The sequence below is a fragment of the Pseudomonas fluorescens genome (assembly GCF_001648775.1).
Classification (GTDB): Bacteria; Pseudomonadota; Gammaproteobacteria; order Pseudomonadales; family Pseudomonadaceae; genus Aquipseudomonas; species Aquipseudomonas fluorescens_M.
Genome location: NZ_LVEJ01000028.1, coordinates 68,842 through 89,971, shown reverse-complemented (window position 1 = coordinate 89,971; position 21,130 = coordinate 68,842). Strand labels below are relative to the sequence as shown.

General features: G+C 60.0%; 20 protein-coding genes. 8 read left to right on the top strand and 12 right to left on the bottom strand.

Annotated features, from left to right (window positions below; genetic code table 11):
* Positions 1–31: 31 nt before the first annotated feature.
* Together A8O26_RS24235 and A8O26_RS24230 are read left to right on the top strand one after the other, a co-directional pair.
* Positions 32–922 carry an ATP-binding protein gene (locus A8O26_RS24235; RefSeq protein ID WP_064120239.1) on the top strand — a complete coding sequence of 297 codons (891 nt, stop codon included), beginning with the start codon at positions 32–34 and terminating at the stop codon, positions 920–922.
* The gene (locus A8O26_RS24230) at positions 919–1,401 is read left to right on the top strand and encodes a GAF domain-containing protein (protein ID WP_064120238.1); all 483 of its coding nucleotides are present in this window, start codon (positions 919–921) and stop codon (positions 1,399–1,401) included. The genes A8O26_RS24235 and A8O26_RS24230 overlap by 4 nt, the downstream gene beginning before the upstream one ends.
* Here A8O26_RS24230 and A8O26_RS24225 read toward each other — a convergent pair whose 3' ends face one another.
* The 8 genes from A8O26_RS24225 to A8O26_RS24190 form a co-directional block, all read right to left on the bottom strand.
* Positions 1,402–4,347: an HD domain-containing phosphohydrolase gene (locus tag A8O26_RS24225; RefSeq protein ID WP_064120237.1), complete on the bottom strand. Its 2,946-nt coding sequence runs from the start codon at positions 4,345–4,347 to the stop codon at positions 1,402–1,404.
* A gap of 48 nt (positions 4,348–4,395) precedes the next feature.
* A complete protein-coding gene (locus tag A8O26_RS24220) occupies positions 4,396–8,040 on the bottom strand; it encodes a transporter substrate-binding domain-containing protein (protein ID WP_064120236.1) in 3,645 nt (1,214 codons plus the stop codon).
* Positions 8,041–8,048: 8 nt separating this feature from the next.
* The gene (locus A8O26_RS24215; RefSeq protein WP_064120235.1) at positions 8,049–8,675 is read right to left on the bottom strand and encodes a response regulator transcription factor; all 627 of its coding nucleotides are present in this window, start codon (positions 8,673–8,675) and stop codon (positions 8,049–8,051) included.
* Positions 8,676–9,045: 370 nt separating this feature from the next.
* Positions 9,046–10,374 (bottom strand): deoxyguanosinetriphosphate triphosphohydrolase, encoded by a 1,329-nt coding sequence (locus A8O26_RS24210; RefSeq protein WP_064120234.1) that lies wholly within the window; start codon positions 10,372–10,374, stop codon positions 9,046–9,048.
* Between the two features lie 69 nt (positions 10,375–10,443).
* Positions 10,444–11,607: an EAL domain-containing protein gene (locus A8O26_RS24205; RefSeq protein ID WP_064120233.1), complete on the bottom strand. Its 1,164-nt coding sequence runs from the start codon at positions 11,605–11,607 to the stop codon at positions 10,444–10,446.
* A gap of 124 nt (positions 11,608–11,731) precedes the next feature.
* Positions 11,732–12,070, bottom strand: a complete 339-nt coding sequence (locus A8O26_RS24200; protein WP_064120232.1) for a hypothetical protein — start codon at positions 12,068–12,070, stop codon at positions 11,732–11,734.
* Positions 12,067–12,453: a phage holin family protein gene (locus tag A8O26_RS24195; protein ID WP_064120231.1), complete on the bottom strand. Its 387-nt coding sequence runs from the start codon at positions 12,451–12,453 to the stop codon at positions 12,067–12,069. Before A8O26_RS24195 ends, A8O26_RS24200 begins: the two co-directional genes overlap by 4 nt.
* 2 nt (positions 12,454–12,455) lie before the next feature.
* Positions 12,456–12,770, bottom strand: a complete 315-nt coding sequence (locus A8O26_RS24190; protein WP_016985473.1) for a DUF883 family protein — start codon at positions 12,768–12,770, stop codon at positions 12,456–12,458.
* A 305-nt stretch (positions 12,771–13,075) separates the two neighbouring features.
* Between A8O26_RS24190 and A8O26_RS24185 the strand changes: the two genes are divergently transcribed.
* Positions 13,076–14,284 (top strand): ammonium transporter, encoded by a 1,209-nt coding sequence (locus A8O26_RS24185; protein ID WP_064120230.1) that lies wholly within the window; start codon positions 13,076–13,078, stop codon positions 14,282–14,284.
* Here the strand turns inward: A8O26_RS24185 and A8O26_RS24180 are convergent.
* A complete protein-coding gene (locus tag A8O26_RS24180; protein WP_064120229.1) occupies positions 14,281–15,993 on the bottom strand; it encodes a cation:proton antiporter in 1,713 nt (570 codons plus the stop codon). The genes A8O26_RS24185 and A8O26_RS24180 overlap by 4 nt on opposite strands.
* 208 nt (positions 15,994–16,201) lie before the next feature.
* Between A8O26_RS24180 and A8O26_RS24175 the strand changes: the two genes are divergently transcribed.
* The 3 genes from A8O26_RS24175 to A8O26_RS24165 all read left to right on the top strand — a co-directional run bounded on the left by A8O26_RS24175 (position 16,202) and on the right by A8O26_RS24165 (position 17,832).
* The gene (locus A8O26_RS24175) at positions 16,202–16,438 is read left to right on the top strand and encodes a glutaredoxin family protein (RefSeq protein WP_064120228.1); all 237 of its coding nucleotides are present in this window, start codon (positions 16,202–16,204) and stop codon (positions 16,436–16,438) included.
* 114 nt (positions 16,439–16,552) lie between these two features.
* A complete protein-coding gene (locus A8O26_RS24170; RefSeq protein ID WP_042560239.1) occupies positions 16,553–16,870 on the top strand; it encodes a transcriptional regulator in 318 nt (105 codons plus the stop codon).
* A 71-nt stretch (positions 16,871–16,941) separates the two neighbouring features.
* Positions 16,942–17,832 carry a pseudouridine synthase gene (locus tag A8O26_RS24165; protein WP_064120402.1) on the top strand — a complete coding sequence of 297 codons (891 nt, stop codon included), beginning with the start codon at positions 16,942–16,944 and terminating at the stop codon, positions 17,830–17,832.
* A gap of 79 nt (positions 17,833–17,911) precedes the next feature.
* Here A8O26_RS24165 and A8O26_RS24160 read toward each other — a convergent pair whose 3' ends face one another.
* Positions 17,912–18,133, bottom strand: coding sequence for a YgdI/YgdR family lipoprotein (locus A8O26_RS24160; RefSeq protein ID WP_007908660.1), 222 nt, complete (start codon positions 18,131–18,133; stop codon positions 17,912–17,914).
* A 78-nt stretch (positions 18,134–18,211) separates the two neighbouring features.
* Positions 18,212–18,814 (bottom strand): molybdenum cofactor guanylyltransferase MobA, encoded by a 603-nt coding sequence (gene mobA, locus A8O26_RS24155; RefSeq protein WP_064120227.1) that lies wholly within the window; start codon positions 18,812–18,814, stop codon positions 18,212–18,214.
* An 81-nt stretch (positions 18,815–18,895) separates the two neighbouring features.
* On the opposite strand from mobA, the gene moaB reads away from it, so the two are divergent.
* Both moaB and A8O26_RS24145 read left to right on the top strand, forming a co-directional pair.
* Complete coding sequence (gene moaB, locus A8O26_RS24150; RefSeq protein ID WP_064120226.1) at positions 18,896–19,435, top strand: molybdenum cofactor biosynthesis protein B; 540 nt, start codon at positions 18,896–18,898, stop codon at positions 19,433–19,435.
* Positions 19,419–20,645, top strand: a complete 1,227-nt coding sequence (locus A8O26_RS24145) for a molybdopterin molybdotransferase MoeA (protein WP_064120225.1) — start codon at positions 19,419–19,421, stop codon at positions 20,643–20,645. Before moaB ends, A8O26_RS24145 begins: the two co-directional genes overlap by 17 nt.
* Positions 20,646–20,705: 60 nt before the next feature.
* Here the strand turns inward: A8O26_RS24145 and A8O26_RS30000 are convergent, their stop codons facing one another.
* Positions 20,706–21,014 (bottom strand): hypothetical protein, encoded by a 309-nt coding sequence (locus A8O26_RS30000; protein ID WP_172828203.1) that lies wholly within the window; start codon positions 21,012–21,014, stop codon positions 20,706–20,708.
* Between the last annotated feature and the right edge of the window lie 116 nt (positions 21,015–21,130).

Sequence of the window (21,130 nt, the reverse complement as noted above, 5' to 3'; positions counted from 1 at the left end):
TCATCACTGTGAACGTGCCCGAGGAGAAGACGTGGATTCCCGATTGAATGCTTTTCTTGAACGCGCCGAGTCGGTTCTGGCGCGGATCGAACCGCTGTTGCCGGCACCGCGTCCCGTTATTGACTGGAACACCTGCCTGGCCGCGCGCTGGCAACGTGACGGGCGCAGCGGCTACCTGTTGCCGCTGGAAGTCAGCCTCGACATGCGTCTTAGCGACCTGATCGGGGTTGATCGCCAGTTGGAGCAACTGGGCCGTAACACGCAGCAGTTTCTCGACGGCATGCCCGCCAACCATGCGTTGCTGTGGGGCTCGCGCGGCACCGGTAAATCGTCGCTGGTCCGCGCACTGCTCGCCGAGCACGCTGGCGCAGGCCTGCGACTGATCGAAATCGAGCGTGATCATCTGGCCGACCTGCCGCGCGTGGTCGAGCAGATCGCCAAGTTGCCGCAGCGCTTCGTGCTGTTCTGCGATGACTTGTCGTTCGAATCCGGTGAAGGCGATTACCGCGTGCTGAAAAGTGTCCTCGACGGCTCGCTCGAGCAGGCGCCGGACAATGTTCTGTTGTATGCCACTTCGAACCGCCGTCACCTGGTGCCGGAAAAGGAAAGCGACAACGAAAACTGGAAACGCGTCGACGGCGAACTGCACCCCAGCGAAGCCGTTGAAGACAAAATCGCGCTGTCGGATCGTTTCGGCCTGTGGCTGTCGTTTTACCCGTTTACCCAAGAACACTTCCTCAACGTCGTCGAGCACTGGATTGGCCAGTTGGCCGCCAAGGCCGGGCTGAGCTGGCAGCGCGACGAAGCGCTGGACATCCTCGCCGTGCGCTGGGCCACCGGCCGCGGCAATCGCAACGGACGTTGCGCGTACCAATTCGCCCGTTACTGGGTGGGACTGAAATTGTTGGAGCACAAGGCATGATTGATTTGCAACAAAGCGGCCAGGGCCTCGAAGGCTATGGCATGTTGGCCGCGCAACTGGAATCGCTGCTGGCGGACGAGCGCGATTTCATCGCCAACGCTGCGCAGTTTTCGGCGTTCCTGTTCAACCAGCTCGATGACCTGAACTGGGCGGGTTTCTACCTCAATCGCAATGAAGAGTTGGTGCTCGGCCCGTTTCAGGGGCAGATCGCTTGCGTGCGCATTCCATTCGGTCGCGGTGTGTGTGGCGCGGCAGCGGCCACTCTGCAAACCCAGCGCGTCGAAGACGTTCACGCTTTTCCCGGCCATATTGCCTGCGACAGTGCGTCGAACAGTGAGTTGGTAGTGCCGTTGGTCAAGGACGGTCGTCTGATCGGTGTGCTGGACCTCGACAGCCCGAAACTTGCGCGTTTTGGTGCCGCCGACCAGGCCGGTATCGAGCAACTGGCGGCGATCTTCCTGCGCCTGACCGACTGCTGATTACTCGCCAAGGCCAGCCTTGTGCAACAGGCTGGCCGGATCCACCGCGTCAATCTGCTGCGGATCGAGAAAACGCGTGGCGTACTGCAGGTACACGCCATCGTTGATGAACAGTCCGAACAGTTGCGCATCGATGTGCGCTTCACGACACATGGTGGCCATGATCCCCAGCGCTTCACTGAGGGTCTTGGCCTTCTTGTAGGGCCGGTCGGCCGCGGTCAGCGCTTCAAAAATGTCGGCAATTGCCATCATCCGTGCCGGCAGGCTCATTTCTTCGCGTTTCAGACGTTTCGGGTAACCGGTGCCGTCCATTTTCTCGTGATGGCCGCCGGCGATTTCCGCAATGCTGTGCAGATGCCCGGGGAAGGGCAGGTGACTGAGCATCATGATGGTCTGCACCATGTGATGGTTGATGATGTAGCGCTCCTCACGGGTCAGCGTGCCACGGGTGATGCTCAGGTTGTAGAGTTCGCCGCGATTGTATTTGTAGCGCGGTACATCCAGTTTGAAACCCCACGGGTTGTCTTCGGGAATCAACTCGTTGCGGTCTCGTTCGAGCAAGTGTTCGGGTTTGTCGACCAGCAGTTTTTCGCTGACCGGCAAGGTCGGTGCCGGGGTTCGTGCCTGACGTTTGTTTTCTTCCCATGACACGCCCAGGCGATCATCCAGCGTGCGCAGCCATGTCCGTTGGGCGAGGGCAGCAAGGCGTTGCAGATCGGCTTCGGCCATCGCCTCGCCACCCAGATTGCAGCGTGCGACAAACGCAAAATCGTCGTCCAGAGCGCCGAGCGTGGCGTCGCGCAAACTGGCCAGAGCCACCTCGTCACCGCCCCGCGCCAGCGCCTGCCAGTAGCTGATCCAGGCATCGCGTTTGAGCACTTCGAAGCGGGTGCGGATTTCGTGAATGCGGTCGTTGATGGTTTCCAGTTTGGTGGCTTTATCGACCACGTATTCCGGCGTCGTGACCTTGCCGCAATCGTGCAGCCAGGCGGCAATGTGCAGCGCTTCCCACTCGTCCTCGGTGGGCTGGTAGGCACTGAACGCCGGCGCCTGACTGGCCGCGGCAGCTTGGGCGAGCATCAGCGTCAGCTCGGGCACGCGCTGGCAATGCCCGCCAGTGTACGGGCTCTTGGCGTCGATGGCCCCGGCGAGCAATTGAATGAAGGCATCCAGCAACTGTTTTTGCCTGGCTTGCAAACGCTGGCTTTCGATACTCACCGCGGCGGCGCCCGACACGGCTTGCAGAAAAGCGATGCGGTCGGGCCGCAGTTTTTCCAGGTCCGCCGCCGTGCCACTGTCGTTGACCAGCAGAATCAGCAGGCCGATGGTTTCATTGTGGCGGTTGTGCAGACGGATCCCGATCAGATGGATCCGTGGCGAGGCCATCGCCAGCAGGACTTTTTGCAGATCCCCGGCCTGCTCGAAACCTAGATCGCTGACCATGCTGTCGGCGCTGATCAGTTGCTTGAACCACGCCGGGCCGTTGTTGTTCTGCAGGTCATGGCCCTGGATGTCGAACGTCTCCAGCGCCTGCGGCGTGCCATTGACCACCAGTCCGTAAGGCGCCATGCGACTGTCATCGTTGTCGCGCAGATAAATCAGCCCGGCCTGCGCCTGGGCGATTTCCACGGTTTCGAACAGCACCCGTTGCAGCAGCGGCGCGAAACGGGTTTCGGCACTCAGGCTGTCGGTAATCCGGAAGAAGCTGGCAAGGGTGTTTTTCATCTGCGCCATCGACACGCTCAACTGGTCGACTTCAAGCACCGGCGAGCGTCGACTGAGCGGGAAGTTGAAATCGAAACTGCGGATCGCGTCGGCTTCCTTGACCAGCGCATGCAGGGGTTTGACCAGAATTCGCGAGATCAGCCAGCCCAGTGGCAGACACAGCAGCAAGGTGGCGAGGGTGACCAGCGCGCCTTGCCAGCGCATGCGATAGGCATCGACCAATAATTCGTCTTCGGGCACCAGCAGGGCCAATTGCAGACCTTTCGGCCCGCCTTCCTGCATGCTGCTGCGCGCGACGATCCATTGCCGGCCATCGGCCTGCAGACGCCGGCCGAGGTTGTCGGTGGTGAGCAAGCCATGCAGGGCGGGGCTCAGGTCTGCCACCCGGGCCTGGCGCGCGGTTTGGTCGTCGACAATCAAACGACGGCTGTCGGGGTAGGCCACCGCGTTGCCATCGGCGTCGAACAAGGCGATTTCGGTCGACGGGGTTACCCGGTGTTTGTCCAGGGTTGCCGACAGCGCGGCCAGCGTCAGGTCGGCGCCGATGACTGCGTTTTCACCGCTACGCCGGGCCAGCGTGGTACCAACATTGTGAGTGGAGAAAAACACGTAGGGCTCGGTGGTGATTTGTTCGGATTGCTGGCGCGCGTCGGTAAACCAGGCGCGCGTGCGCGGGTCGTAGACGTCGTCGGGATTGTCCAGTCGACCGACAGCATTCAGGGCCTGATCGAAGAACAGCGATTGCGAGTGCGCCGTGCCATCAGCATCGTGTTCGATGCTCCAGACCTGATAGCTCGCTGCGTCCGGGGCTTTGAGCAATGTTTTCAGCGGCGCATCGCGCAGCGGCCGCACCATGAAGAAATCGCCGTTGCTGTAGCCCAGATACAGCGAGGCCAGGTTGGGGTTGTCGCGCAGTGACTGCGCGAAAGGTTTGAGCAATGGCAGGCGTTGTTCAAGGTGCGAAGCCTGAGTGGCCGGGTTGTCCGCCAGCAGGCTCAGCAGGTGGCGTATCGGCTGATACGTCGCGCGCAGGTCCAGGCGAACGTCCTGCTCAATGCGGTTGAACAGTTTTTCACTGCTCGACAGGATGATCTTCGTGGTCTGGTGATAGTTGAACAGTCCCAGCACCACGCCGGTGAGCAACAAGAGAAAGGTGAACATGACGCTGATGTGCACGTGCAGCGGGAACCGGCGTTGTTCCGGGCGCAGTGGGCTGGGCATTTCAGACTCTCCATGATGTTTAACTCACTGCTCAGCGTCCAAGCATAGTTAAGGCAAGCTCATTGTGCTTCGATCCGCGAGGGCAAGTTGCTGGCGCAAGGCCTGCTCCAGATCGATCATGGCCTGGCTGCTCGCTTCGCAACGGCGGGCGATCTCGTCTGTTGCCAGGGGCTGCGCGCAGGCTTGCTCAAGGGCATCGCAACACTTGATCACCCGCGATGCCTTGGCAATGCGCGCGGCGCCCTTGATCTTGTGCGCGACGATCGCCAGTGCGCCGAGGTCAACGGGCGGCATCAGCGCGAGCAATTCCTCGCGGTCAAGGCGACTGCTTTTGAGTAACTCGACCAAGAGTCGCCGAGTCTGTGCCGGGTTGTCGCCGCAGAGCGCGTTTAGGCTTTGCAGGTTGAATGCCGGTGATTGTGCGGCCGGGGTGATGCCATCGACCCACTGACCGAGCAGGCTCAGACTCAACGGCTTGAACAGGCAATCATTCATGCCGGCCTGCTTGCAGCGCAGGATTTCCTCGGGTTGCGCATTGGCGGTGAAACCCAGCACGGTGCAGGGCGAGCTGCGCGTGTGCTGTTCATGCTGGCGAATCGCGCGGGTCAGTTCATAGCCGTTCATCAAGGGCATGTTGCAGTCGACGATCACCAGATCGAAGTGCCCGGCTTTCCATAGTTCCAGCCCCGCGCAGCCGTTCTCGGCGATGCTGAAGTGATGGCCGAGGAATTCCAGTTGCTGACACATCAGCAGGCGATTGGCGGGGTGATCGTCCACCACCAGCACGCTCAGCGGCGTCAGCGAGGTTTTCACCGACGGCACACTTCTCGGCGTACTGACCTGTGCCGGCAGGGTTTCCAGCGGCAAGGACAGGCAGACCTGCGTACCGATCCCGGGCTGGCTGCTCAATTGCAGTTGCCCGCCCATCATTTCGCACAGGTTGCGACTGATCACCAGTCCCAGCCCGGCGCCGCTGCGCACCTGCTGGCCGCTGTTCTGTGCCTGGGCAAAAGGCTCGAACAAACGTTGTTGATCTTCAGCGCTGATGCCGACCCCGCTGTCCTGTACGGTCAATTGTATCAACGCACGTGCAGGCACCTCCGTCGGCATCAGGTCCAGGGTGATTCTGATCTGCCCTTGCTCAGTGAACTTGATCGCATTGCTGATCAGGTTGGACAGGACCTGCTTGAAACGCAGGGGGTCGAGGTGCACATCGACCGCCAGATCCGGTGGATTGACGATCAGTTGCAGGGCGAGATTTTTCTGCCGGGCGAGGCCGTCGAAAATTCTCGTCACCGATGCCACGGTGTCGACCAGATTGACCCGTTCGGGGCACAGGCTGAGGCGTCCGGATTCGATCCGGGCAATGTCGAGAATGTCGCCGATCAAACCCAACAGGTCTTTGGCCGAGTGGTAGGCGGTATCGATCGAGGTGCGATCCGGATGCTGTTGATCCATGCGCCTGAGCGTCAGTTCGAGCATGCCGATCACTGCATTCATCGGCGTACGGATTTCGTGGCTCATGGTCGCCAGGAACGTGCTTTTCGCCCGGTTGGCCTCATCGGCCTGTTCCTTGGCTGCACGCAACTCCTCGAACAACTGACGGCGCTCACTGATATCGATCCAGCCACCGATGATGCCTTGTACGTCGCCGCTGGAGTCACGGTACGGGAGGATCCAGTGATAGATCGTCAGGCGCCGATTGCCGATATGCAGGGGACGGTCAAGTATCAACGGCGTGCCTTCGGCCACCACGCGCCGGTAATCGGCTTGAAAGGCCTGGGCCTCGAAAGCATTGCTCAGCGTGCCTTCAATCACGCTTTTGCCGATGACGTCCTCACGCTTTGCGTTGAACGCCTCGAGGTAGCTGTCATTGCAGCTTTGCAGCAGACCTTCGCGGTCGCGGACATAGATCGGGTGCGGTGTGCCGTTGACCAGCGAGCGCATGAACTCGAACTGATCGTTCAGGGCGCGCTCGGCGGCCTGACGTTGTTTGATCTGGTGGCGCATGTAGGCGTTCCAGACCAGTAGTAACAGAAGCACCAGGCCAGCGGCGCTGATCACCTGGTAAAACAGGCGCTGGTAGTTGCGCCAGATATTCTGCGAAGCGGCGGAGTAACCGCGCCAGCGACCGTTGATCACGCCCAGTTCTTCGGGAGCAATGCTCAGTAACGCTTTGTTGATGATCGACGCGAGTTCCGTGCTGTCTCTGGCGGTGGCCAGAGAGAACGCGGCCTGGCCAGTGCCGATGGTCGTGGTGATCTGCAGCGGCTGGTCAAAGATCCGCGAGGAAATGAAGTAATTGGCGATCACCAGCGAGTTCACGGCGCCGTCGACATGGTTCTCGGCGAGTAGCGAGACGGCGCTGAAGGTGTCCGGGGTTTCGATCAAGTGGATCTGGGGAAATTCCCGGCGCAGGTACTCGACCATCGGGTTGCCCTGGGCGATCGCCAGTTGCTTGCCTTTGAGCTGGCCGAGGTTGGTCGGGCCGTCGGCGCTCTTGCGGGTCAGCAGGACATAGGAGTTTTCCAGATAAGGGCGGCTGAAGTTGAGCGTTTGTTCGCGCTCGGCAGTCGGCAGCAGTGCGGCAATCAGATCGGCTTGATGGTTGTCTATCTGCCGGATCATTTCCGCGTCGTTACGGCTGCGGCGGACCTCGAAACGCAGGCCGGTGCGCAAACGGATGAGTTCGAGCAAGTCGGCACTGATGCCTCGCAAGTTGCCGTCACTGTCGAAGAACGTCAGCGGCGCAAATGCTTCATTCACCACCACGCTCACGACCGGGTGCTGTTTCAGCCAGGTTTCTTCCCGTTCGGTCAATTGCAGCTTCTGGTCGGTGAGCAACAGGTCACTGCCGGCACTCCAGCGTTTGGCGATGTTGTCGCGCTCGCTTCTCGGCACGGCACTGAGCACGGTGTCGATGATGGCCAACAGATGCGGATTGTTGCGACGCACGGCGAAGCTGAAGCCTTGGGTTTCCTGCTTGCCGAAATTGGCCATGCGTACGTTATTGAGGTAACCCTTGTTGATCATGTAGTGGGTCGAGAGGGTGTCGCCGAGAAATACGTCGGCCTGATCGAAAGCAACGGCGTTGATCGCGTTCTGGTAGGAGGGGTAGCAGGTAATCAGCGCTTTTGGGTACAGCGCCTTGATTTCGTGCACGGGCAGATAGTGATAGACCATGCTCAGTCGCAGCCCGGCCAGGCCTGCGGTCAGCGAGCGGGTTTCGTCTTCGCGGGTGACCAGCACTGGCTGGTCTTTGGCATACGGTACGCTCAGCGCGAGATTGGCGTTGCCGGCTTCAAAGCCGTTGGCCGTACCGAGCAGATCAATCTGACCGTCGACCAGCGCACGGATCGCCGCATCGCGCGAAGGGAAGCGCATGACCCGGATCGGCAAACCGGTGGCCTGACTGAGGAGCCCGGCATAGTCGGCGGTCAGGCCTTCGTAATCCTTGCCGCTGACGGTCATGTCAAAGGGCGGGTAATCGGGGGCGGAGGTGCCCAGGATGAGTTCGCTGCGCTCAAGCAGCCATTGCCGTTGAGGCAGTTCGAAGGTGACCGGCACCGATTCGCTGGCCGAGCGGCTGAGCAAGACCAGATCCGGTGAGGCGGCGGCCATGGCAAACGCGCTGGCGCACAAGTACACAGCGGCGCTCAAGGCAATTAAATAGTCCTGCAAACGACTGGGCATGTGGGCTCTCACACAAGTGCGTTTCGTTTGGCCATCTCGATAAGTTCTACAAGGGATTTGGCTTTGAGCTTTTGCATTAATCGTTTTTTGTAAGTGCTGACGGTCTTGTTGCTCAAAAACATGCCCTTGGCTATTTCTTTATTGGTCCTGCCCTGGGCAAATAATTGCAGCACCATCAACTCCCGATCATTCACGGCTTTGAACAGTTCAAGTTCGGTATAACGGACGTCGTCACTGCGAACCGGGTTCAGTGCCTGGCTGGGAAAGTAGTTATAACCGGACAGTACAGCCTTGATTGCACTGACCAGTTCGCTTAATTCTTCCTGTTTACAGACGTAACCCGATGCGCCGGATTGCATGCAGCGGATGCCGAATAAAGTCGGGCATTGCGCGGTCAGTACCAGGGTTTTCAGCGGGGAGCTCATGGCGTTGAATCGTGCCAGCACTTCCAGGCCGTCAAGCTTGGGAATGCTGATGTCGAGAATGATCAAGTCCGGCATGCATTCGCGGACCATTTGCATGGCATCAACCCCGTTATCGGTTTCGCCGACGACCTTGTAACCTTCATGTTCCAGCAACATTCGAACGGCGAGGCGGATGACCGGGTGATCGTCGACAATAAAAACGGAGTTCATAATCAAATCCCATACAAGCACGAATAAAGCGCGCACCTTAGCTCAGATGAATGAGCACTCGCATGAGCTGACTTGACCTCAGTCGTCTTATCAGATTATTCCTACAATTAATGAGGAAAGGGACTACGCACAAACAAGGTCTGGCGTAAGCAGACCAAGTTTTTGTATGGGCTTATAGTTTGCATTTGTTGTTTTGCAACTATGGGTTGTCAATGCTTTTTACAAGTGGGGGAATTGCGTTGATCAGTTGTTTAATTCAGGCAGTTCAACAACGGCCTGAACCGTTGCAAAAATAACCGTGGCCGGCGTAGGTGGCTTCTTGCGCGGGAGGTGTTCAACCGGCTGACAGCGCCGGTTGAACAGGCATCGATCAGTGACTGGAGCGCCCGGTCATTTCCAGGGCCATGTCGCTGGCATAGCTGTCAGTCATGCCGGCGATGAAGTCGATCATGCGCAGGAATGACGTGTGCAATGACCCGTGTGGGTCCGGTGCATTATTGCCCAGCAGGTCGAGGATGCGTCGACTCTTGAACGATGGCGTACGGCCGTTGTGTTGTTCAAGGGCAGCGCCGCAGAACGCATTCAAGAGGATTTCCAGCGTTGTGTAGGCGCCAATTTCGTGCAGGGTTTTGCGCTTGTCCTGGAAAATCTTCTTGCGCGCAATGTCCTTGGCGTTCAACACGCAGCGTTTAGCCGGACCGTGCATGTGCTCGACCAGATCGCCATGCAGCGTGCCGGCGAGCAAGGCATCCTGCTGCTCGACGAAAGCGCGCGCTGCCGCGTTGGTCAAATGTTCGATGGCCTTGCCACGCAGAATCGCCAGTTTGCGTCGACGCGAATCCTGCGGACCGAGTTGCCGATAGGTTTCCGGCAGATCGTCGCCCACCAGTCCCAGCAGCAGCGACTCGACTTCGGCGTAGTCGAGCAACTCCATCTCCAGACCGTCTTCCAGATCAATCAGCGCGTAGCAGATGTCGTCGGCGGCTTCCATCAGATAAACCAACGGATGGCGCGCCCAGCGCTGGTCTTCCAGTTGCGGCAGGCCCAGCTTGTTGGCGATCTGCTCCAGCAACGGCAACTCACTCTGGTAGCAGCCGAACTTGTGTTTCTTGTAGCCGAGGGAGTCGGCGTGACGCGCAGTCCACGGGTACTTCAAATAGGTGCCCAGGGTGGCGTAGGTCAGGCGTGTGCCGCCGTCGAACTGATGGTACTCAAGCTGTGTGAGTACACGGAAACCCTGCGCGTTGCCTTCGAAGTTGAGGAAGTCACCGCGCTCGGCTTCGCTCATGCCATCGAGCCAGCCGCGCCCGGCGGCCTGTTGAAACCAGTGGCGAATGGCGTCTTCACCGGAGTGGCCGAAGGGTGGATTGCCGATGTCGTGGGCCAGGCAGGCCGATTGCACCACCATCCCCAGATCGCTCGGGTCGCACCACTCGGGCAAGGCACTGCGCAGGGTTTCGCCGACGCGCATGCCCAATGAGCGGCCGACGCAACTGACCTCCAGGGAATGGGTCAGGCGCGTGTGGATATGGTCGTTGCTCGTCACCGGATGCACTTGGGTCTTGCGCCCGAGACGGCGGAAGGCTCCGGAGAAAATGATGCGGTCATGGTCTTTGTGAAAAGGGCTGCGACCGAGCTCTTGCGGGCTGTGCAGCGGCTTTCCGAGGCGTTCGCGGTTGAGCAGGGTTTGCCAATCCAAGGCTGGTTCTCTCCGTCAAAGTGACTGTTGCCCTAGCTTCCCGGTTCATGCCGATGCCTGCAAGCGGAACTACAGTCCCGCGGCATCTATATCGATCAGCAGCAACCGCTCGCCGTTATCGAAAAATTGCCCGGCGGTCAGGCAATACTGATTGCTGGTGGCATCGCGGTAGGTGTTGGACAGGGTCAGGCGCCGCTCCTCCCAACCTTCGGCGAGCAGATGATAGAAGTAGGGGCGCCACGACCAGTTGTGCCCCAGATAACGGTTATCGGCGACCCAGGCATTGTGGCGCCACTCCAGATTCGGCGTCAGTTGCGTGCCATGGCGATCGCATTGATAAAACCGCAACAGCCAGGGAAAGGCCGGCAGATGTGGCAGGGCACTGAGCGGTGCATGGGCCTGGGCCCAGCTTTGCAGGATCGCCATCAATTCGGCCAGTTGCTGGCGCATCTGCATCAACCGACCGCGTTCGGCGAGTTTCTGCTGAACGTACCGCTGGCGCAGTTCGGCGAAGCGCGGCACAAACGCATCGGTGGCAAAGAACGCTTCTTGCGCCCGAGCGAATAGAAAGCCTTGTACATAACGCGAGCCGCATTCAAGGGCGAAATTCAGCTGTGCTTCCGTCTCGACGCCTTCGGCAATGATCCAGCAACCGGTCTTCTCGGCCATCTGCGCGAGGGCCTTGACCACGTCACTGCTCGGGCCACCCAATGCCGCCGCCTGGAACAGACGCATGTCGAGTTTGAGGATGTCCGGTTGCAGCGCCAGCACGCGATCCAGTTGCGAATAGCCGGCCCCAAAGTCGTCGATCGCAATCCTCGCGCCGGCCTCGCGATAACGCGCGACCACCTCGGCCAGGCGCTGACTGTTGCCGCCCAACTCGGTGATTTCGAAAACAATGCGCTGCGCATCGACGCCATGTCGCGCCAGTTGCTTGAGGCTGGGCAGGGCCTGATCGGCGCGCAGACGACTGATCCAGCGCGGCGACATGTTCAGGCTGAGAAACCAGTCTGCCGGGGCTTCGTGCAGGCGACTCAGGGCGTTGTCGCGGATCTGCCGGTCAAGGCGACGCAGAGCGATCGCCGGCGTTCGCGGGTCGGCAAACAAGGGCCCGACCGAGGTCAACTGGCCGTCATGCTGGCGCAGGCGACCGAGTGCTTCGACGCCTGCTATGCGTCCGGTGGCGGTATCGATGAAAGGCTGAAAGCAGGCGAGCGGTTGCCCGTCGATCACGGAGCCTCCTTAGTCGTTCTTGTTCTGGTTGAACCCCGCCGACCGGGTAGGCGCGCAGGATTGAACCTCTGGATACAGAGGTTCATCCCGGCGTTATTGCAAGAATGTAGCCAGATGCTTCGGTTCAGCGTTTCGTCGAGCTCTGCATCACCAGTTTGACCAGGGGCCCGAGGCTGGTGCCGAGACGGATCAACCGGGTCAAACCTCCGACGCCGCCGCTTTTCGCGCCTTTGCCGGTGAGAAAGCCCAGCAGCGTGACCGCCGCCACGCCCCACAAGGGCGCGTGTTTGATGCCCAAGCCGTTATGCAGGTTTTGCGTCATGCCGCGCACCCGTTGCAAGGGTTGCAGGACTTGCCCGACTTCATGCCGGATTTCCTGACGATGCATTTCCATGCGCAGGCGAATCAGCGCCTTGCGCATTTCCCGACGCGAGCTGTTGTGTGGCAGTTCAGGCAGGCTCATGGCAGCAGGCGCTCCCGATCGTTGGCCAGCTCTTGGAGCGTGCCGTGGAAAGGCGAGGATTCATCGAAAATCGCTGCCTTGAGGCGTAGCCCGCAGAAGATCGAGGCCAGGGTATAGAAAACGCACAGGCCGATGATCGCGGCAAGGCGATAGGTGTCCCAGAACACGATCATGACCAAGGTCGATAACCCCACCAGCAATAACAGGGCAAAGACCAAGGCCAGGCCGGCGAACAGCAACAGGCTGACGGTGCGTGATTTCTGCTCCTGCAACTCGATGCCGAACAATTCGACATGGCTGTGCAGCAGTCCCAGAACGGCGGCGCCCAAACGCCGCGTGGAGGAGGCGGTGCCCGCAGTCGGGCCTGATTCACCGATCGACATAATCAGCGCCGAGTGGCCAGCAGGCCAATCAGGAAACCGACGCCGGCAGCGATACCGACTGCCTGCCAAGGGTTCGCCGAGACGTAATCTTCAGTGGCGGTGACCGCTGCCTGACCGCGCTCGCGCAGGGTGTCTTCGGTCAGCTTCAGGGTCTCGCGGGCACGCAGCAGGCTGTCGTGAATCTGCTCACGCAGCTCATCCGCCTGATCGCCGGCCAGGGTGGCGGTGTGCTCGAGCAACCGTTCGGTATCGGCGACCAGGGTCTGGAAGTCGTTCATGAGGATTTCTTGAGCAGTCTTTGCCTTGATGCTGGCCATGGTTGGATCTCCGTAAGTGACGTCTGATGCGTTCGAGTATGAGCCTTGCGCGAAGGTTCAGTACAAATGACTGGTACAACTTTTGCTGTGTCGTGGTGCGTCGCCCGGCAGTCGTGCGCTGTTGCCGGGCGTGCACGCCGCAAAACCTTAACTCAAATAATCCCGGTTCGTGTCAGGACATCGACCTCGTGCGCCAAAGCGGTTCATCGGACTTCAGCCTCCGTGGCTGCCAGGTCGCAACTTGGTGCATGAATTGCCCGCATGAACCGCTTTGGTGCCTTTTTCGCCTTCAGGTCTGCCTATCCATGGAAAATCTGCAAAGCGCTGTGGACACGTTGGTTCACAGCTCCAATACGTTGTTCATTCTGATCGGCGCGGTGATGGTACTGGCGATGCACGCCGGTTTCGCTTTTCTGGAAGTCGGTACCGTGCGCCAGAAAAACCAGGTCAACGCGCTGTCGAAAATTCTCAGTGATTTCGCCGTCTCGACCCTGGCCTATTTCTTTATAGGCTATTGGATCTCTTACGGCGTGACGTTCATGCAACCGGCGGCGGTACTCAGCGCTGATCATGGCTATGGGCTGGTGAAGTTTTTCTTCCTGCTGACCTTTGCCGCGGCGATCCCGGCGATCATTTCCGGCGGCATTGCCGAGCGCGCGCGTTTCGTTCCGCAGTTGTGCGCCACGGCGCTGATCGTCGCGTTTATCTATCCGTTTTTCGAAGGGATGATCTGGAACGGCAACTATGGTCTGCAAGCTTGGCTGACGACGCAGTTCGGCGCCGCGTTCCATGATTTCGCCGGTTCCGTGGTGGTGCATGCCATGGGCGGCTGGCTGGCGCTGGCGGCGGTGTTGCTGCTCGGTCCGCGCAATGGCCGTTATCGCGACGGACGTCTGGTGGCGTTCGCGCCGTCGAGCATTCCGTTTCTGGCGCTGGGTTCGTGGATCCTGATCGTTGGCTGGTTCGGCTTCAACGTGATGAGCGCACAGACCCTGCAAGGTGTCAGCGGGCTGGTGGCGGTCAACTCGTTGATGGCAATGGTCGGCGGTACCGTGGCGGCGTTGATCGTCGGGCGCAATGACCCGGGCTTCCTGCACAACGGCCCGCTGGCCGGACTGGTGGCGATCTGCGCCGGTTCCGATCTGATGCATCCGGTTGGCGCGTTGGTGACCGGTGCAATTGCCGGGGCATTGTTTGTCTGGTGCTTTACCGCGGCGCAGGTGAAATGGCGCATCGATGATGTGCTGGGCGTGTGGCCCTTGCACGGTTTGTGCGGGGTGTGGGGCGGCATCGCCTGTGGCATCTTCGGACAGACTGCGCTCGGCGGCCTGGGCGGCGTCAGCCTGATCAGCCAGTTGCTCGGCACCGCGCTGGGTGTCGTTGTGGCACTGCTCGGTGGCTTCGTGGTTTACGGTGCGATCAAGGCGCTGCATGGTCTGCGCCTGAGCCAGGAACAGGAGTATTACGGCGCCGACCTGTCGCTGCACAAGATTGGCGCCGTGAGTCAGGATTAAGTCTCCTCATCGTCTGCCCCCGGGTAAAAACCGTGCAGCAGACGATAGCGGTCGATGCGCACCTGATCGACTTGCTCCTGCACCTGATGCGCGGGCAAGCCGAGCATGATCAAGGCGTGCGAGGCGAGCATCAGGCTCGATTCCAACAGCTCCGGCACCACTTCACTGGCGCCGGCAGCCTTGAGTTCCGCCCATTGGCTGTCGTCGCGGGTGCGCACCAGAATCGGCACATGGGCATTGAGCCGGCGCGCCTCCTTGAGGATGCGCAGGGCGACGTCACTCTGGTCGACGGCAATCACCAGTAACCGGGCGCGCAGCAAGCCGACGGCGGTCAGCAGATCGCCGCGTGCCGAGTCGCCGTAGTGCACGTCACTTTCGCCGCTGGCGGCTTCCTGAACCCGCACCGGGTCGTTGTCCAGTGCGATGTAGGGCTGCTGCGCATTGCGCATGAAACGGCCGATGGATTGACCGACCCGCCCGTAGCCACAAATCACCACGTGCTTGTCGAGGTCGGCGTTGAGCGCACTGATTTCCTCGATCTGCGCCTCTTGATTGGGCTTGCGGTGCAGAGCAGCGGCGATCCGTGGTGCGGCGCGCAGCAGTAACGGCGTCAGCAGCATCGAGCAGAAGGTCGCCGCCAGGAGCAGGGCGCCCAACTGATCTGGCAGCAGGCTGTTTTGTTGCATCTGCGCCATCAGTGCAAAGCAGAATTCGCCACCCTGGGCCAAGGCCAGACCACTGCGCCAGGCGGTTTCGCTATCGCTGCCGCGCCACTTCACCAGCAGGCTGACGACAAGGCCTTTGATTACCATCAAACCGAGGGTCAGGCCGACAATCAGAAGGCTGTGACTGACGAACAGTTGCAGGTCGATGAGCATGCCGATGCTGACGAAAAACACCCCGAGCAGAATGTCGCGGAAGGGGCGGATGTCCGCCTCGATCTGATGGCGATAATGGCTTTCGCCCAGCAGCATGCCGGCGAGGAATGCGCCGAGGGCGGGGGACAGACCGAGCAGGTGAGTCAGCCACGCGGTGAGCAGCACAATCACTAGCGCCAACAGCACGAACAATTCCGCCGAGCGCGACGCCGCCACTTCATGGAACAGCCGCGGCAGCAACCAGCGACTGGCCAGCAGCAAGCCGACAAACAGCACCACGGTTTTCGCCAGCGTCAGCGGCAGCGCCCAATACCAGGCCTGATCGCTACTGCCAGCGAACACCGGCACCAGTGTCAGCAACAAGACGGCGACCACGTCCTGAAACAGCAAAACCCCAACGGCGTTCTGGCCATGACTGCTGAACACCTCACCCAGACTGCCCAGCTCCTTGGTGACAATTGCCGTGGATGACAATGACAGTCCGGCGCCAAGCAACAGCGCGGGTGTCATCGGCATGCCCAATAGCATCAGCAGCAGTCCCAGCACGGCGGTGCTGATCAAGACTTGCTGACTGCCGAGGCGGAACACCACCTGACGCAGGGCAACCATCTTCGACAGGGAGAATTCCAGCCCCAGCGAAAACAGCAGGAATACCACGCCAAGCTCAGCCACGTCGGGCAGATGTTCACTCTCGTTGACCCAGTCGAACGCACTCGGCCCGACCAGTAAACCCACGCACAGGTAACCCAGCACCGGTGGCAGCCGCAGGCGACGGAACAGGGCTATCACCACGAGGGACGAGGCGAGGATGATCAACAGATTGGCAAACACGAGACACTCCGATGTCAGGACTTTGGCCTCTCAAGCGTAGAGGCAAAAAGTGCGGGAGCATCGCCTGATTGGCTTTTATGTGGACTGATTTGCGTCAGGGTTTTGCGCGTGAATGGCTGTCGAAGCGCTACAGCCTTTGAGCGGCGGTGGCTCGACGGGTTTTCGGGGGCGGCCTAGAATAGGCGCACTTATTGTCGGTGGAATGACCATGCCTCCCGAATGTCAGTTGTTCGGCACCTTGGGGTGTCATTTGTGTGAAGTGGCTGAAGCCGAGCTGATGCCTTTTGTCGAACACGGTCTACTGGTGGAACTGGTGGATATTGCCGACGACGAAAGCTGGTTTGAGGCCTACAGCTTGCGCATCCCGGTGCTGCGCCGCGTCGATACCGGGGCGGAGCTGGACTGGCCGTTCAGTGCCGATCAGGTGGTGGCATTCCTGCGTTAATTCACCTTCCCGCGAGTCATCCCGCCGGTCGTCAACGCACATCGATCCCTTGGCACTTTACGGTTTATTCGGTTACTGTATGTTCATACAGTAATTGAGTCAGAGGGACGAACCGTGGTCAATGTCGAACAGTTGAAGAACAGCGTGAACCGCATGTCGGTTGACGTGGTGCGCGAGGCCGTCCTCGAATTGCGCCTGGACGGGCTGGTCACGGAAGGCAAGACGCCCTTCAACAAGCTGCATTTCAACACCTGCTTCGCCGAGATCGAGGCGTTGTTCCAGCGCGCCGGTTATCACAAACAACTGGATGTGGTCGGTTATCAGGGCCTGATGTACGCCTTGTATGATCCGGGCCGTTGGGAAGCGGTGGACGTGCTGCGCTGGCTCAAGGAGTTCACGGACGCGGCGGCGCTCAAGTCGATACCGGCCTGAGGAATCTGCGCTAGGTTCGTTGCCTTCTGTGTTGGATAATGCCGGCCTGCATCGAGGGTTCGAATTTCCGTATGTCCGCATCTACATTTTCTGCTGCGCAGAATCAGGCCAGCACGCTTTATCTGCCACCGGGTCACTGGCTGACCGTGCTCGATTGTCTGTGCGAGCACTTCAGCGCCATTGGCCGCGAGCAATGGCTGGACCGCATCGCGCGCGGTCGTGTGCTGGATGGTCAGGGGCAACCGATCACGGTGGATTTGCCTTACAAGGAAGGCCTGCGGATTCATTATTTTCGCGAAGTGCCGGACGAAAAGCCGATCCCTGTGGTGGAGTCGATTCTGTATGCCGATGAGCATCTGGTGGTCGCCGACAAACCGCATTTCCTGCCGGTGACGCCTGCGGGCGAATATGTCGAGCAAACACTGCTGCGCCGTTTGATCCGGCGTCTGGACAATCCTCATCTGGTGCCGCTGCACAGGATTGACCGGCACACGGCGGGGCTGGTGATCTTCTCGGCCAACCCACAAACACGCTCTGCCTACCAGTCATTGTTCCCGACGCGGCAGATCGACAAGCGCTATGAAGCCATCGCCCCGGCATTGCTGCAGCTGAATTTTCCGCTGGTGCACAAAAGCCGCCTGGTCGATGGCGAACCGTTTTTCCGCATGCAGGAAGGACCGGGCGTCAGCAATACCGAAACGGCGGTGGAGGTTCGCGAGAAGAACGGTGATCTCTGGCGTTATGGCCTGTTTCCGGTGACCGGCAAAAAGCATCAACTGCGTGTGCACATGACCGCGTTGGGAGCGAGCATCTGCAACGATCCGTTTTATCCGGAGGTGTTGAAAGACGTTGAAGATGACTACGCCAATCCGTTGAAGCTGCTGGCGCAAGGGTTGCGATTCATCGACCCGGTGACAGGCGAGGTGCGCGAATTCGAAAGTCGCATCACCCTGCAATGGTGACATCCCACGCACTTTTCGAACGCCCATGAAAAAGCCCGCATGAATGCGGGCTTTTCTGTATCCGGTGTCGACCCAGAGCTTACAGCTCTTTAACGGTACGAACCTGATCCTTGTTGATGCGAGTTTCTTTGCCGTCCAGCTGTTTGAACTCGTAGAAACCCGAATCGTCATCGTATTTCGGGGTGTCGACGGCCTGGATTTCGCGACCGTCATTCAAGGTGATCACTGTAGGCGACGAGCAACCGGCGAGGGTAGCCAGGCCCAGTGCGAGCATGAAAGTGGCGAGGGTCCGTTGAGTCATGGGTGTGTCTCCGAATGGGAATTCTTTTGGTTACTGAGCTTGAGACGTATACAAGGCGTGAGAGTTCCTTGAATGGTGTCAGTCTGACACAGTGTTGTGCGAATTTAACAGTTCGGGGGTGTTCAGGTTGGCCAGTCGCGGGTCATTGTCCGGGCATTCCAGCGCAGTGGCGCCGAGACTGCGCATGACCCGGCCGGGGCTGCGTTCACCGGCGTTCCAGGCCTCTTCGAAGGCCGCTAGAAGAGCCACTGGAATCACGCACAGCAACGGTTCCCAATGTTCGTCATGGCGCAACATTAAAGGTTTTTCAGGATTCGAATGGGCGGCTTCGCGCATGCCTTGCAGCAAGGCTGCGTCAATTCTTGGCACATCACAGGGCAAGACCAGCAAGTGCGTATGGCGCGCGGCTTTCAGGCCGGCACGAATACCGGCCAATGGCCCTGGAAAGCCGCCCTCGTCATCGACCACCAATTGATCGGCGAATGGCGCATATCGCTCACGATTGCGATTGCAGGAGATGATCAGGTCGTCAGTCAGTCGACGTACCTTGCGTTGCAAATGTGCAATCAACGGCTCGCCCTGCCACTCGACCAATCCCTTGTCCTGACCGCCCATGCGCTGGCCGCGTCCACCGGCCAGAAGCAGAATCGAACAGGGCGGCAGTTGAGTATTCAAAGTCATGGCAGCTCTCCGGCGGGGCGGCGGAAAATGGGGGCGCTGTGATATAACACCGGGCTGTTTCTCCTACAACTGGACGAGCCTATGAAAGCCAAGGCTGATGTACCTTTCGTGCCGCTCAATATAGCGGTGCTGACTGTCAGCGATACCCGAACGCTGGAAACCGACACTTCAGGCCAGGTCTTCGTCGACCGCTTGACAGCGGCCGGCCACCATCTGGCGGAGCGGGTGCTGCTCAAAGATGACCTCTACAAAATTCGTGCGCAAGTCGCCAACTGGATTGCCGATGATGTCGTGCAGGTTGTGCTGATCACCGGCGGCACCGGTTTCACCGGGCGCGACAGTACGCCGGAAGCGGTGGCTTGTCTGCTCGACAAACAGGTCGACGGGTTTGGTGAGTTGTTCCGCCAGATTTCCGTGGCGGATATCGGCACCTCGACCGTGCAGTCGCGGGCGTTGGCCGGTTTGGCCAATGGCACTCTGGTGTGCTGCCTGCCGGGTTCGACCAATGCGGTGCGCACCGGTTGGGACGGCATACTGGGTGAGCAACTGGACGCTCGCCACCGCCCGTGCAATTTCGTCACCCATTTGAAACAGGCTGCGCCTTGTGAATCCCGTGGGTAAGCCGGGCAAGACCGGCAGTTTGATGCCCGTCGAGGTGGCGTTGGCGCGCCTGCTGGAAATAGCCGCAGCCTCGCCCATCGTCGAGCATGAACATTTGCCGCTGGCTCAGGCCGAGGGGCGCGTGCTCAGTGAAGATCTGGTGTCGACGCTGGATCTGCCGCCCTGGCCCAACAGTGCCATGGATGGCTATGCGCTGCACCTTGCCGACTGGACGGGTGAACCGCTGCCCGTCAGCCAAAAAGTCTTCGCCGGGCAGGCACCCGAACCTCTGAAACCGGGCACCTGCGCGCGGATCTTCACCGGGGCGCCGGTGCCAGCGGGCGCCGATTGCGTTGAGATGCAGGAAAACGCCGAGGTTCAGGCCGATGAGCGGGTGCGGTTTATCGAACCCATGAGCATCGGGCAGAACATCCGCCCGCAAGGCCAGGAAACAACCGTCGGTGAGCTGATCCTTACCGCGGGTACCCGGCTGGGGCCGATTGAGCTGGGGCTGTGCGCCTCGCTGGGCTGCGCCACGCTGAAGGTTGTGCGCAAGGTCCGTGTTGCGGTGATTTCCACTGGCGACGAACTGGTCGAGCCGGGTCAGGCATTGGGTCCGGGACAGATATACAACAGCAACCGGGTCGTCCTGTGCAGTTGGTTGCAGCGCCTGGGTTGTGAAGTGTTCGACGCCGGCATTCTTCCCGATGATCTGGCCGCCACTCGTGCCCGTCTGGGTGAGTTGCAGGACGTTGATCTGATTCTTTCCACGGGCGGGGTGTCCGTGGGCGAAGCGGATTTCCTCGGCATCGCCTTGAGAGAGGAGGGTGAACTGGCCCTCTGGAAACTCGCCATCAAACCGGGCAAGCCCCTGACGTTCGGCCATTTCCGCAACGTCCCGGTGATCGGCCTGCCGGGTAACCCGGCTTCGACGCTGGTGACTTTTGCGCTGCTGACTCGACCGTATCTGTTGCGACGTCAGGGCGTGCAGGATGTCGCGCCGCTGAAGTTCAGCGTGCCGGCGGGCTTCGCCTGGCCGGTGGCCGGTAACCGGCGTGAGTACCTCAGAGGTCGCCTCGAGCAGGGCCGGGCGACTATTTATCGCAACCAGAGCTCCGGCGTGCTGCGCAGTGCCGCTTGGGCCGATGGTTTGGTAGAAGTGCTGGAAGGCCGCACCTTAAGTGAAGGGGACGCGGTGGTCTTCATTCCGCTGAGTGATCTTCTGGGTTAAGCCCTGTCTTGCAGGGGCAGGCGTCGGTCTTGTAACCGGCGCCTGCCAATTCTCCTCCGATCAATGGCTGATCAGGGTCACGAGTTGGTCAAACCGGCTATTGGCGACCCAGCCCAGCAAACACAGGACAACTGCCGTTGCACCTGCCGAATAGGCGAGGCGGTGTTTGATGGTTCTGACGTCGCCGCGGACCTCGTCCATGTCCCGCCGAATGTATTTGAGGTGGGTTTCCAACTCGGTCACACGAGGTTCCATTGCAATTTCTCCAGCGGCTCTGGCGCTTTTTCTGAAATCGGATTTGCTATCCGTGTGGCTGTCGTCGAGGGGGCCGACCGGACTCACCGCAATTCTGGCTTCATGGCTGCGCATGGAAAAATTCGCCAGCGGTTTCAACGGTACGCTTGTCATCTGTCGAGCGGTAAAAGCTCTTCGGGGTGTATCCACTCATTACTTGCACATCCGTGTGTTGTTGAATTGAAGAGGGG